Raw genomic sequence first — 12,264 nt, forward strand, 5'->3', positions numbered from 1 at the left:
GCTCCATTACAGGAAACATCATGAAACCGGGTATCCATCCGAATTACCGCGAAGTCGTCTTCCAGGACATGTCGAACGGCTTCAAGTTCATCACGCGCTCGACGATCCAGACGCGTGAGACGATCGACCTCGACGGCAAGACCTATCCGCTCGCCAAGATCGAAGTGTCGTCGGAATCGCACTCGTTCTACACGGGCCAGCAGAAGATCATGGACACGGCCGGCCGTGTCGAGAAGTTCAAGAACAAGTTCGGCGCGCGCGCCAACGGCAAGGCGGCGTAAGCTCGCCGCGCGACACCGGCTGGCGGCATCGCCGGTTCGAACGAAAAGGGCAGCCCAGGCTGCCCTTTTTTCGTCTGCGCGCTTGCGGCACCGCCCGCGCGCAGCGTCTACAATGCCGGATGCTCGCAAGTCGGCCGTGCCCGCCGACGCCGGCAGGCGCCTCCTCATACCAAGTCAGTCATCTGCATGAAGCCCGTCGTTCGCCTTACCGCCTCCGCCACGCGCGCGCTGCCGCGCTGGCTGCTGCTCACGCTCTGTCTCGTCTACGCGGCGTTCGGCCTGTTCGGGCGCGACCCGTGGAAAAACGAGGACGCGGCCGGCTTCGGCGTGATGTGGACCATGGCGGGCGGCTCGGCGCACGACTGGCTGCTGCCGAACCTGGTCGGCAAGTTCGTCACCTCCGACGGCCCGCTCGGCTACTGGCTCGGCGCGCTCGGAATCCGCGCGTTCGGCCCGTGGCTCGACGCGAGCAACGCGTCGCGCCTCGCCACCGGCGTGCTGTTCTGCGTGGCCTGCGCGTTCGTCTGGTTCACCGCCTACCTGCTCGGCCGCCGCGCCGAGGTGCAGCCGTTCAAGTACGCGTTCGGCGGCGAACCGGAGCCGCGCGACTACGGCCGCACGCTCGCCGACGGCGCGCTGCTGGTGCTGCTCGCCTGCTTCGGCCTGGCCGAGCGCGGCCACGAAACCACCCCGCAGCTCGCGCAGTTCGCCTGGATCGCGATGCTGGTCTACGGCCTGGTGCGGATGACCGACAAGCCGCTGCACGGCGCCGCCTGGTGGGGCGCGGCGGTGGGCCTGCTGCTGCTGTCGGGCAATCCGGTGCTGACGGGCGCGCTGATCGTCGGCACCGTGGTGCTGATCGCCGTCACGCCCGAGGTGCGCCATCGCCACCTGGCGCTGGTCGGCCTGCCGATCGCGATCGTGCTGTTCGCGCTGTGGCCCCTCGCCGCGTTGCGGCTCTACCCCGACGATGCGTCCTGGTTCCTCGACCAGTGGATGCACGGCAGCCTGATGCGCTTCTCGGGGCCGCCCACGGCCGTGCTCAAGTACGCGGCGAAGAACCTGCCGCTGTTCACCTGGCCGGCCTGGCCGCTCGCGATCTGGGCGTGGATCAGCTGGAAGGGCTGGCGGCGCCGGCCGCACATCGCGATTCCGCTGGCCGTCGCCGCGCCGCTGGTCGCGCTGGTGATCCTGCAGAGCCAGCAGACCAACCGCGTCTACATGCTGCTGCTGCCGCCGCTCGCGGTGCTCGCGACCTTCGCGCTGCCCACGCTCAAGCGCGGCGCGATCAACGCGATCGACTGGTTCGCGGTGCTCAGCTTCACGATCCTCGGCAGCTTCGTCTGGCTGGTCTGGCTCGCCTCGGTCACCGGCTTCCCGTATCCGCTCGCGCGCAACCTGGGCCGCCTCGTGCCGGGCTACGTGCCGCATTTCAACGCGCTCGCGTTCGCCTGCGCGCTGATCGTCACCGGCTGCTGGTTCGTGCTGGTGCGCTGGCGCATCTCGCGGCAGCCGAAGGTGCTGTGGCGCAGCGTGGTGCTGTCGGGCGCCGGCACCACGCTGATGTGGGTGCTGCTGATGACGCTGTGGCTGCCGTTCGTGAACTACAGCCGGACCTATCGCGACGTCGCGGTGCAGATCGCCGCGCACCTGCCGGCCGACTACGAATGCATCTCGCCGGTGCGGCTCGGCGATGCGCAGATCGCGACCTTCGCCTATTTCGGCGACATGCACTTCTCGTTCACCGACAACTGCGACCTGATCCTGCGCCAGGACGCCGCCGACTACGGCGATCCGAGCGCGATGTCCGAATACGTCTGGCGGCTGGTCTGGGAAGGCCGCCGCGCGGCCGACCGCGACGAGCGCTTCCGCCTCTACGAGCGCATCGAGCGGCCGCACTCGCCGGTGCGCCGCCACGCGCGCGGCCGCGGCGCGCGCGGCTGACCATGCTCGCCGACGTCCGCCGCATCGCCGGCCTCGCGTGGCCGGTGCTGATCGGCCAGCTCGCCATCATCGCGTTCGGCGTGATCGACACCGCGATGGTGGGCCGCTACTCGGCGCTCGACCTGGCCGCGCTCGGGCTCGGCTCGTCGATCTACGTGTCGGTGTTCATCGGGCTGACCGGGATCCTCTCGGCGCTGCAGCCGATCGCGGGCCAGCTCTACGGCGCGCGCCGCTTCCAGGAGATCGGCGAGGAAGTGCGCCAGGCGATGTGGCTCGCCGTGATGCTCGCCGTGCCCGGCTTCCTGCTGCTGCACTTCCCCGAGCTGCTGCTGCGCGCCGCGCACACGCCGGCCGAACTGCACGACCGCACCGTCGACTACCTGCGGATCCTCGCGTTCGGGCTGCCCGCGAGCCTGATGTTCCGCATCTACAACGCGCTGACCAACGCGGCCGGCAAGCCGCGGCTCGCGATGATCCTGCAGCTCGGCGCGCTCGCGCTGAAGATCCCGCTCAACATCTGGTTCATCTTCGGCGGGCTCGGCGTGCCGGCGCTGGGCGGCCCCGGCTGCGGCCTCGCCAGCACGCTGATCAACTGGGCGCTCGCGCTGATCGGCTTCACGCTGGTGGCGCGGCTCGACGTGTTCGCGCCGCTCGGCATCTTCGCGCGCTTCTGCACGCCGACCTGGCAGCGCCAGAAGGCGCTGCTCAAGCTCGGGCTGCCGATGGGCCTCTCGTACCTGATCGAGGTCACGTCGTACACGTTCATGGCGCTGTTCATCTCGCACTTCGGCACCACCGTGCTGGCCGGCCACCAGATCGCCGGCAATCTCGGCGCGGTGCTCTACATGACGCCGCTGTCGATCGGCATCGCGGCCTCGACGCTGGTCGCGCGCGCGCTCGGCGCCGGCCGCCCCGACGAGGCGCGGCTGTTGGCGCGGCACGGCGTGACGTTCGCGGCGCTCACCGCGCTCGGCTATGCCTGCGTGGTGCTCGCGCTGCGCCACCTGATCATCGGCGCCTACACGCCGAACCCGGCGGTGGTCGCGGCGGCGCTGCCGCTCGTGACGATCGTCGCGTTCTACCACTGCGTCGACGCGATCCAGGTGACCACCGCGTTCGTGCTGCGCGCCTACAAGGTCGCCGTAGTGCCGACCGTGATCTACGCCGTCGCGCTATGGGGCGTCGGGGTGGGCGGCGGCTACCTGCTCGGCTTCGACATCGGCGGCTGGGCGCCGGCCGCGTTCACCGGCGCGCGCGGCTTCTGGTTCGCGAACTTCGCGAGCCTGCTGATCGCGGGCGCGGCGCTCGTCACCTACCTGAACCACGTCAGCCGGCGCTGGCTGCGGCACGCGCCGTAAGCCAGGCGCCTTCCGCCGCGCCCGCTCCTCAGTCGCCGAGGAACGCGTCGACCAGCCGGTTCACGTCGCCGGCCGCCTCCATCTGCACCATGTGCCCGCTGCCCGGCAGGATCTCGGCGCGAATCCCGGCGGGCAGCGCGCGCGCGTGATGCGCCGGGATCACCTGGTCGCGCTCGCCCCAGATCACCAGCGTGCGCGGCGCCAGCGCCGGCAGGCTCGCGGCGAAGCGGCGGCGCTGCGTGGCGCCGTCGAACGCGGCCTCGGCGATCTTCGCGAGCGCGGCCTGCACGCCCTCGAGCCGCTTGTACCTGACGAGATCCTCGACGAGCTGGCGCGTGACCAGCGACGGATCGGCGAACAGCTTGCCGAGGTGCGGCTTGAGCGTGTTGCGGCTGTTGCCGGCCACGAAGCCGTCGATGTACTCGCGGTCGATCTCCTCGCCGAGCCCGGCGCTCGCGATCAGCACCAGCGAGGCGACGCGCCCGGGCGCGCGCCCGGCCAGCGTCATCGCGACCGCCCCGCCCATCGAGTGGCCGACCAGGTGCGCGCGCGCGAGACCGCGATCGTCGAGGAACGCCAGCACGCTCGCGGCCAGTTCGTCGAGATCGCCGGTCTCGACGGCCTTGCCCGACTCGCCGTGCCCGGGCAGGTCGAGCGCGTACACCGGGCGCCGTTTCGCGAGCTCGGCGTGATTGAACAGCCAGTTGTTCAGGTCGCCGCCGAAGCCGTGGATCAGCACGGCCGGCGTCGCCTCGCCGGCACCCTCGCCGAGCGTCAGGAAACGCACCGTGCGCCCGCCGATGACGGCCTTCCCGGGCTGCGGGCCGGCTTCGTCGTCGGCCGCCGCGCCGGGCGTGAAATCGCGCTGGAACGCCTCGACGGCCGCGTCGATCTCGGCCTCGCCGGCCGCCTCTGCCGCCACCACGCCGAGCAGCGCGCCCACCGGCAGCGTGTCGCCCTCCTGCGCGATCTGCCGGCGCAGGATGCCGTCGAACGCGCATTCGACGCCCGACGCGATCTTGTCGGTCTCGACGTCGAGCAGTTCGTCGCCCTTGCTCACGCGCTCGCCGAGCGACTTCAGCCAGCCGTTCACCTGCCCCTGCTCCATCGACAGCCCCCACTTGGGCATCGTGATCATGTGGATCGTCATCGCCTCACTTCCTCCGGGTGGTATTCAGCACGGCCCGCGCGATCGCGTCGGCGGACGGAATGTACAGGTCTTCGAGCACGCCGGCGAACGGCACCGGCGTGTGCGGCGCGGTCACCAGCTCGACCGGCGCCTTGAGCGCGTCGAACGCTCGGCTCGCCACCAGCGCCGCGATGTCGGTGGCGATCGAGCAGCGCGGGTGCGCCTCGTCCACCACCACCACGCGGCCGGTGCGCTCGGCGCTTTCGAGGATCGTTGCCTCGTCGAGCGGCGAGGTGGTGCGCAGGTCGATCACCTCCACCTGCACGCCGTCCTTCGCGAGCCGCTGCGCGGCGTCGAGCGCCGTGTGGACCATCCGCCCGTAGGTGACGATGGTCGCGTCGTCGCCGTCGCGCACGATGCCCGCCTCGCCGAACGGGATCGCGTAGGACTCCTCGGGCACCTCGCCGTCGCGCGAATAGAGCAGCTTGTGCTCGCAGAAGATCACCGGATCGTCGTCGCGGATCGCCTGGATCAGCAGCCCCTTGGCGTCGTAGGGCGTGGCCGGGCACACCACCTTGAGGCCGGGGATGTGGGTGAACAGCGAGGTCAGCATCTGCGAGTGCTGGGCCGCCGCGCGCAGGCCGGCGCCCGTCATCGCGCGGATCACCACCGGCGTGACGGCCTTGCCGCCGAACATGTAGCGGAACTTGGCGGCCTGGTTGAAGATCTGGTCGAAGCACACGCCCATGAAGTCGATGAACATCAGCTCGGCCACCGGCCGCAGCCCGCAGGCGGCCGCGCCCACCGCCGCGCCGATGTAGCCGCCCTCGGACAGCGGCGTGTCGAGCACGCGCCCCGGATACTTGTGAAACAGGCCCTTGGTCACGCCGAGCACGCCGCCCCAGGCGTCGTCCTCGCCCGGCGCGCCCGCGCCGCCCGCGTTGTCCTCGCCCATCACGATCACGTTTTCGTCGCGCGCCATCTCCTGGCTCAGCGCTTCGTTGATCGCCTGCGAATAAGTGATTTTCCTTGCCATGTCCGTCTCCTGATCGATGTTGTCGTGACTGCCGGTTCCGCCGGTGGTGGGTGCGCGCCTACGGATACGACACGTAGACGTCGGTCAGCAGGTCCTCCGCCGAGGGCAGCGGCGCGGCCTTGGCGGCGGCCACCGAGTCGTCGATGAGCCGCTTCACGTCGGCGTCGATCGCGCGCAGCGCGGCCGCCTCGACCATCTCGGCGCGCACCACGCGCGCCTCGAAGCGCGTCAGGCAATCCTTCTCGTCGCGCAGCTTCTGCACCTCGCCGGGCGCGCGGTAGGTCTGCGCGTCGCCCTCGAAGTGGCCGAAGTAACGCGAGAACTTGACCTCGACGAGCGTCGGGCCGCCGCCGGCGCGCGCCCGCGCGATCGCCTCGCCGAGCGCCTCGTGGACCGCGAAGAAATCGAAGCCGTCGACGATCACGCCGGGCATGCCGAAGCCGGCCGCGCGATCGGCGATGTTGTCGGTGGCCACCGACCAGTTGACCGAGGTGGCCTCGGCATAGCCGTTGTTCTCGGCCACGAAGATCACCGGCAGCCGCCAGACCGAGGCGAGGTTCATCGACTCGAAGATCACGCCCTGGTTCGAGGCGCCGTCGCCGAAAAAGCACACGCCGACGCCGCCCGTCCTGCGCTGCTTCGCGGCCAGCGCCGCGCCGCAGACCAGCGGGCCGCCCGCGCCGACGATGCCGTTCGCGCCGAGCATGCCCTTCGACAGATCGGCGATGTGCATCGAGCCGCCCTTGCCGCGGCAGCAGCCGGTGGTGCGGCCGTAGATCTCGGCCATCATCGCGCTCACGTCGACGCCCTTGGCGATGCAGTGGCCGTGGCCGCGATGGGTGGTGGCCACGTAGTCGACGTCGGACAGGTGCAGCATGGTGCCGACCGCGGACGCCTCCTCGCCCGCGTAGAGGTGGACGAAGCCGGGAATCTCGCCGGTCGCGAACTCGACGTGCAGCCGCTCCTCGAATTCGCGAATCGTGCGCATCAGGCGGTAGGCCTCGAGCAAGGCATCGCGGCCCAGCGGGTTCGATACGGTCATGGTTGTCTCCTTGTTGTCTTCAGGAAGGCGAAGGAAAAACGAAGCGCGGTAGATATCGACGCTTCGCGAGGTGCCGACGCGGGCGGGCGCGGGCTGCGGCAGCCAACGTCCCGATGCCCGCGCGCGCGGATCAGGGCGGCATGCGGAACGCGCGCAGCAGCTGCCGCGAGGCGGCCTCGCGCAGCGTCGCCTCGACGTCGATCGTGACGGGGCCGTGCCAGTCGAGCGCGACCTCGTAGCGGTCGCCGCGCGCGAGTTCGATCTCGCGTTCGCCGTCGAACGCGAGCGTGCCGGCTTCGGCCGTGATCGGCATCCAGACGCCGGGCTCGATCCGCTCGCAGGCACGCAGCAGCACGCGCTCGACGCGGCCCGGCGCGAGCGCGGCGAGCACCGGCACGCCGCCCCGCGCCGCGTCGTCGGCAAACCCGTCGCCGGCAAACCGCATCGCGAGTCCGTAGGGCGCCTCGCGCGAGAGCGGCGCGAACGCGCCGCCGAGCGCGGACAGGCCGATGCCGTGCGGCTCGGCGAAGGTCAGGAACAGCGCCTCGAGATCGGCCGGCTCGGAGATCGCGCGCGCGCCGACGAAGCGCTGGCGCGCCGCGCAGACGTCGACCAGCGCGATCTCCTCGCGTCCGCGCGCCGGCCCGGCCACGCAGCGCACCACCAGCCGCTTGTTGCGCGTGAGCGCGGCCTCGGCCGGCACCGCGCCGGTGGCGACCAGCGCGCCGGCGATGCCGGCCACGGTCGCCTCGCGCGCCTCGGGAAACGCGTTGTTGGTGCCGGTCGAGAGCGCCAGCAGCGGCGTATCGCCGGCATGGGCGGCCACCGCGCGATGGGTGCCGTCGCCGCCCAGCACCGCGATCAGCGCGACCCCGAGCTTGCGCATCCAGGCCACGCCCGCATGCGTGTCGGCCACGCTGTCGGTGGGCGGCAGATCGGCGAACACCACCTCGGGCCAGCGCTCGCGCGTGGCGAGCGCCGCGTGCGTATCGAGCGCGCGCAGCAGCAGCGCCGAGATGCCGGCCCGGTCGCGCAGCGTCACGACGCGCTCGACGCCGAGCGCGCCGAGCCCCGCCAGCAGGCGCACGATCATGTTGGCCTTCTCGGCCGTCGGGAACACCGAGGCATGCGTGGTCAGACGGCGGATGTCGCGACCCGAGGCCGGGTTCGCGATCACGCCGACGGTTACGGGCGCGGTCACTGGCGTGTCTCCTGTCGGCCGCGTGTACGGCGGCCGGTTCGGTATCGTAGTCGCCGCGGCGGATGCAACGGCGCTGCTGCCTCTTCTGCAAGGCACATGCCAGATCGGCCCGATTTGACGAGAACCCTTGTCGCGGCGGCCCGGCGCGCGATCTTTCCGGCAGCGCAGCGAGGCCGGCAGGCGGCCCGCGTCTCGCGATGCCGTCTCGCCGCGTGCGAGACGCCGCGCCCGCCGCGTCCCATTTCGTTGCGCCGCAGCGCGACGCGCGCGGCGCCGCACACCGGGCCGGCCACGCCGCGATGCCGGTAGCGCATGCTGCGGCGCACGTCGTCGCGGCCGGCCTGAGACGTTCGTCTCACTGCGTCGCCGTGTTGCGCCGCAGGGTGATCGGCAGCGCGCGATGTGCTACAAGAGGCACGCCATCCCGCCCAGCCGGAGCGCCCCCGATGCCTTACGCCGTTGCCCGGAACCGTCATGCCGAACGCGTGTTCGGCACGCTCGACGGCCGCCTGCCCGCGCCCGCCGATTCGAACCGGCTCGCCTCGTCGTGGCGCCGCTCGCTCGAGGATTACCGGCTCGATCCCGGCTCGCCGATCGGGCCGCGCGTGCTGACCGCGGGCGAACTGCGCGAGGTGCGCGAGCGCGAGGACGCGTTCCTGCGCGCCTCCGGCGAATGCCTGACGCGCCTGCACGAGATGGTCCGCGTGGCCGACTACTGCGTGATGCTGACCGACGCGCACGGCGTGACGATCGACTACCGGATCGACCGCGAGCGGCGCGCCGCCTTCCGCCAGGCCGGGCTGCACATCGGCTCGTGCTGGTCCGAACGCGAGGAAGGCACCTGCGGCGTGGCGAGCGTGCTGACCGATCTCGCGCCGATCACGGTCCACAAGAGCGACCACTTCCGCGCGGCGTTCACGACGCTGACCTGCAGCGCGGCGCCGATCTTCGCACCGGGCGGCGAGCTGATCGGCGTGCTCGACGCGTCGGCCGTGATGTCGCCGGACCGGCACGACAGCCAGCGGCTCGTCTATCAACTCGTCAGGCAAAGCGCGGCGCTGATCGAGGACGGCTATTTCCTGCACCGGGCGGCCTCGCACTGGGTGCTGTTCGGCCATGCCGGGCGCGACTACGTGGAGGCGCGGCCCGACTGGCTGATCGCGTTCGACGAGTGCGGCAACATCGTGGCCGCGAATCGCCACGCGCGGGAAGCGCTGCCGGCGCTGAATGCGCCGCGCCATATCGACGAGGTGTTCGACATGCAAGGGCTGCCGCTGCGCGACGCGGGGCGCGTCGAGGCCATCACCGGCCTGCGCGTGCGCGCGACGGGCGCGCTGCTGCATGCACGCGTGCGGGCGCCGCTGCGCCGCGCGGCACGTGACACCGGTGGCAGCGGCAGCAACGGCGGCATCGGCGACTCCATGCGCCGGGCCGCCGCTGCGCAGCGCCTGGGCGCGCTTACGCCCTATCTGACGAGCCGCGACGCGCGCGTGGCGCGTCAGGCCGAACTGGCCGCGCGGCTGGCCGGCAAGCGGCTGCCGATCCTCGTCCTCGGCGAAACCGGCGCGGGCAAGGAAGTGTTCGCGCGGGCGCTGCACGACGCCGGGCCGCGCCGCACCCGCCCGTTCGTCGCCGTCAATTGCGGCGCGCTGCCCGAGGCGCTGATCGAGAGCGAGCTGTTCGGCCATGTCGCCGGCGCGTTCACCGGCGCCCGGCGGCACGGCGCGCGCGGCCGGATCGCGCAGGCCGACGGCGGCACGCTGTTCCTCGACGAGATCGGCGACATGCCGCTCGCGCTGCAGACGCGCCTGCTGCGCGTGCTGGCCGACGGCGAGGTGATGCCGCTTGGCGGCGATGCGCCGGTGCGCGTGGATTTCGACCTGATCTGCGCGACCCACCGCGATCTCGCCGGGCTGGTCGCGCAGCAGGCGTTTCGCGAGGATCTGTACTACCGGCTCGGCGGCGCGCAGTTCACGCTGCCGCCGCTGCGCGAGCGCGAGGATCTGGACGACCTGATCCGCGCCGTGTTCGCCGACGAGGCGCAGGCCGCGGGCCATGTGCTGACGCTCGATCCGGCGCTGGCCGACGCGCTCGGCCGGTTCGCCTGGCCCGGCAACCTGCGGCAGCTGCGACACGCGCTGCGCTACGCCTGCGCCGTCTGCGACGGCACGCGCGTCGAGCGGCGCCATCTGCCGGCCGATCTCGCCGCCGCGCTGGCGCCGCCGGCCGACGACGCGGGCCGGGGCGCGGACGACGAGCGCGCGCGCGTCGTCGCCGCGCTGAGCGCGCACCGCTGGCGCCCGGCAGCGGCCGCCGCGGCGCTCGGCATCTCGCGCGCGACGCTGTATCGGTGGATCGCCCGGTTCGGGATCGTGCCGCCGCATCGTCGCTGAGGCGCCACCGCGACGGACCAGGAATCCGGCACCGGATACGCCCGATCGGCGCCCGGATCGACACCTGGACCCGCATCCGGCTCCGCGCCGGAGTCGAGGCGGAGTCGAACCGGAGTCGAGCCGCCAACCGGTTTTCGGGCCGCGAGGCGAATCGGCACCGCCAGCCCTCCCGCCGCTGGGGCCGCATCGGCGCGTCGCCCGGCCGGCCCATGCCGCGCCGCCGTCACACACGCCACTCCGCCCGGCGCGAGCTGTCCTGGAAACCGCCCGGACCGGTCGCTCGATCCAATCCGCCCTGCCCATCTCGCGCCCACCTCGCCGAGGGCCGCACCGGACACGTCACCCAGCGTCAAACATCGTCAAAACGGCCGTTCCCGGCCGGGCCCCCCTTTACAGCCCACGCCGCAATGCGCAACACTGCCCGCGCCGTCTCGAAAAGAGCATGCGTTTGTGCTGTGCTGAATCGCAGCCCGACGGCAGCCCGCCTCGCGTGATCGTCTGTCCGTTCCAACAGCGGTTCGACCGCTCAACTGGGGAGTTCCTGTCATGCAGAACCTGCTGAAGACGCTGCTGATGCTGTTCGTCGCGCTGTCGATGTCGCTCACGGCGACGTTCGCGGCCGCCGTGGAGGTCAACACCGCCGATCAGGCGGCGCTCGAATCGGTGAAGGGCCTGGGACCGGTGAAATCGAAGGCGATCCTCGACGAGCGGGCGAAAAACGGTCCGTTCAAGAGCGCGGACGATCTCGCGAACCGCGTGAAGGGGCTCGGCCAGAAATCGGTCGCGAACCTGGAGGCGGCGGGCCTGACGATCGGCGGCTCGACGGCGCCGCCGACCGGCGCGAAGCCGGCCCCGGCGGCCGGCACGCGCGCGACCAGGACGCAGGCCGGCACCAGCACCGGCACGCCGGCGCCGGCCCCGACCGCGGCAACGCCGACCACCGCCGCGCCGCCCCCGGCATCGGCCACCGGCACAGCCACCGACACGGCCACCAAACCGGCCCGCGGCAAGCGCGCGAAGAAACAGGACAAGGCGGCCACCGCCGCCGGCGCATCGGCCGCCTCAGCGCCCGCTGCTACGGCAGCCGTGCCGGCCGCGGGCTCGGCACCGAAGGCGAAGGGTTCGAGGAAATCGAAGAAGAATCAGGCCGCATCGGCCGCGACGGCGGCCTCGGGCACCTGAGCGGCACGGCCGCCCGCCGCGACGCGGCTCGCGCGGCGGGCACCTTCATCGGCCGGCATCGCCATGCGGCGCCGGCCCGGAAAACCGGCATCATTCATCGGAGAATCATCATGGGTCTGCTCGACATCGTGGGTGGCGTGCTTGGCGGCGAGAACGGCGGCAACCAGAACGCCCTGCTCGCCGTGGCGCTCGAATTCATCAACAACCAGCCCGGCGGCCTGAACGGCCTGATCGAGAAATTCCGCCAGGGCGGCGCGGGCGAGATCATCGGCTCGTGGGTCGGCAACGGCGAGAACCAGCCGATCTCGCCCGACACGCTGCAGAACGTGCTCGGCTCCGACGCGGTCACGGCGATCGCGAGCAAGGTCGGCCTCGACCCGGCGCAGGCCTCGAGCATCCTCGCGCAGGTGCTGCCGCACGCGGTGAACCACGCCACGCCGAACGGCGAGGTGCCGGCCGGCGGCCAGGTCGATACGTCGAACCTGCTCGGCACGCTGTCGCAGCTGGCCGGGCTGTTCGGCAAGTCGGCATAAGGCTGAACGACTAAAAGGCTGGAGGCCCGGAGGCCGGAAGGCCGCCGCGTTCCCCACGCCGGAAAAAGAAAAACCCCGCCAAGGCGGTAATGCCGTTCAGTTAAGGTTCTTTCTGAGGAACCGAACGGCATAACGAGCAGGACGGGACTTGACGGCCCGATCGCA

10 protein-coding genes are annotated in these 12,264 nt (G+C 71.7%); 6 read left to right on the forward strand and 4 right to left on the reverse strand.

Annotated elements, in window-relative coordinates; translation table 11 throughout:
- Positions 1-20: 20 nt before the first annotated feature.
- The 3 genes from BpN12_RS25960 to BpN12_RS25970 all read left to right on the forward strand — a co-directional run bounded on the left by BpN12_RS25960 (position 21) and on the right by BpN12_RS25970 (position 3,583).
- Positions 21-281: a type B 50S ribosomal protein L31 gene (locus BpN12_RS25960; protein WP_055138823.1), complete on the forward strand. Its 261-nt coding sequence runs from the start codon at positions 21-23 to the stop codon at positions 279-281.
- A gap of 186 nt (positions 282-467) precedes the next feature.
- Positions 468-2,225 carry an ArnT family glycosyltransferase gene (locus BpN12_RS25965; RefSeq protein WP_246795098.1) on the forward strand — a complete coding sequence of 586 codons (1,758 nt, stop codon included), beginning with the start codon at positions 468-470 and terminating at the stop codon, positions 2,223-2,225.
- A gap of 2 nt (positions 2,226-2,227) precedes the next feature.
- Positions 2,228-3,583 (forward strand): MATE family efflux transporter, encoded by a 1,356-nt coding sequence (locus BpN12_RS25970; RefSeq protein ID WP_246795099.1) that lies wholly within the window; start codon positions 2,228-2,230, stop codon positions 3,581-3,583.
- 28 nt (positions 3,584-3,611) lie between these two features.
- Here BpN12_RS25970 and BpN12_RS25975 read toward each other — a convergent pair whose 3' ends face one another.
- The 4 genes from BpN12_RS25975 to BpN12_RS25990 form a co-directional block, all read right to left on the reverse strand.
- Entirely contained in the window at positions 3,612-4,733 is a 1,122-nt protein-coding gene (locus BpN12_RS25975) for an acetoin dehydrogenase dihydrolipoyllysine-residue acetyltransferase subunit (RefSeq protein ID WP_246795100.1), read from the reverse strand.
- A 4-nt stretch (positions 4,734-4,737) separates the two neighbouring features.
- Entirely contained in the window at positions 4,738-5,748 is a 1,011-nt protein-coding gene (locus BpN12_RS25980; RefSeq protein WP_246795101.1) for an alpha-ketoacid dehydrogenase subunit beta, read from the reverse strand.
- Between the two features lie 58 nt (positions 5,749-5,806).
- The gene (locus tag BpN12_RS25985) at positions 5,807-6,790 is read right to left on the reverse strand and encodes a thiamine pyrophosphate-dependent dehydrogenase E1 component subunit alpha (RefSeq protein WP_246795102.1); all 984 of its coding nucleotides are present in this window, start codon (positions 6,788-6,790) and stop codon (positions 5,807-5,809) included.
- 130 nt (positions 6,791-6,920) lie between these two features.
- On the reverse strand, positions 6,921-7,991 hold the full coding sequence (locus tag BpN12_RS25990) for an ATP-NAD kinase family protein (protein WP_342346208.1): 1,071 nt from the start codon (positions 7,989-7,991) through the stop codon (positions 6,921-6,923).
- Positions 7,992-8,437: 446 nt separating this feature from the next.
- Here BpN12_RS25990 and BpN12_RS25995 point away from each other — a divergent pair, with 446 nt between their 5' ends.
- The 3 genes from BpN12_RS25995 to BpN12_RS26005 all read left to right on the forward strand — a co-directional run bounded on the left by BpN12_RS25995 (position 8,438) and on the right by BpN12_RS26005 (position 12,099).
- Positions 8,438-10,384, forward strand: a complete 1,947-nt coding sequence (locus BpN12_RS25995) for a sigma-54-dependent Fis family transcriptional regulator (RefSeq protein WP_246795103.1) — start codon at positions 8,438-8,440, stop codon at positions 10,382-10,384.
- A 555-nt stretch (positions 10,385-10,939) separates the two neighbouring features.
- The gene (locus BpN12_RS26000) at positions 10,940-11,566 is read left to right on the forward strand and encodes a ComEA family DNA-binding protein (RefSeq protein WP_246798012.1); all 627 of its coding nucleotides are present in this window, start codon (positions 10,940-10,942) and stop codon (positions 11,564-11,566) included.
- A gap of 110 nt (positions 11,567-11,676) precedes the next feature.
- Entirely contained in the window at positions 11,677-12,099 is a 423-nt protein-coding gene (locus BpN12_RS26005) for a YidB family protein (RefSeq protein ID WP_246795104.1), read from the forward strand.
- Positions 12,100-12,264: the final 165 nt, after the last annotated feature.

This window comes from Burkholderia perseverans (assembly GCF_022870505.1).
In the GTDB taxonomy this organism is placed as follows: Bacteria; Pseudomonadota; Gammaproteobacteria; order Burkholderiales; family Burkholderiaceae; genus Burkholderia; species Burkholderia plantarii.

Bases quoted from the DNA above. Each gene is read 5' to 3' on its own strand.
- BpN12_RS26005 (WP_246795104.1), top strand. From the start codon at position 11,677: ATGGGTCTGCTCGACATCGTGGGTGGCGTGCTTGGCGGCGAGAACGGC.
- BpN12_RS25970 (WP_246795099.1), top strand. From the start codon at position 2,228: ATGCTCGCCGACGTCCGCCGCATCGCCGGCCTCGCGTGGCCGGTGCTG.
- BpN12_RS25995 (WP_246795103.1), top strand. From the start codon at position 8,438: ATGCCTTACGCCGTTGCCCGGAACCGTCATGCCGAACGCGTGTTCGGC.
- BpN12_RS25975 (WP_246795100.1), bottom strand. From the start codon at position 4,733: ATGACGATCCACATGATCACGATGCCCAAGTGGGGGCTGTCGATGGAG.
- BpN12_RS25980 (WP_246795101.1), bottom strand. From the start codon at position 5,748: ATGGCAAGGAAAATCACTTATTCGCAGGCGATCAACGAAGCGCTGAGC.
- BpN12_RS25985 (WP_246795102.1), bottom strand. From the start codon at position 6,790: ATGACCGTATCGAACCCGCTGGGCCGCGATGCCTTGCTCGAGGCCTAC.
- BpN12_RS25960 (WP_055138823.1), top strand. From the start codon at position 21: ATGAAACCGGGTATCCATCCGAATTACCGCGAAGTCGTCTTCCAGGAC.
- BpN12_RS25965 (WP_246795098.1), top strand. From the start codon at position 468: ATGAAGCCCGTCGTTCGCCTTACCGCCTCCGCCACGCGCGCGCTGCCG.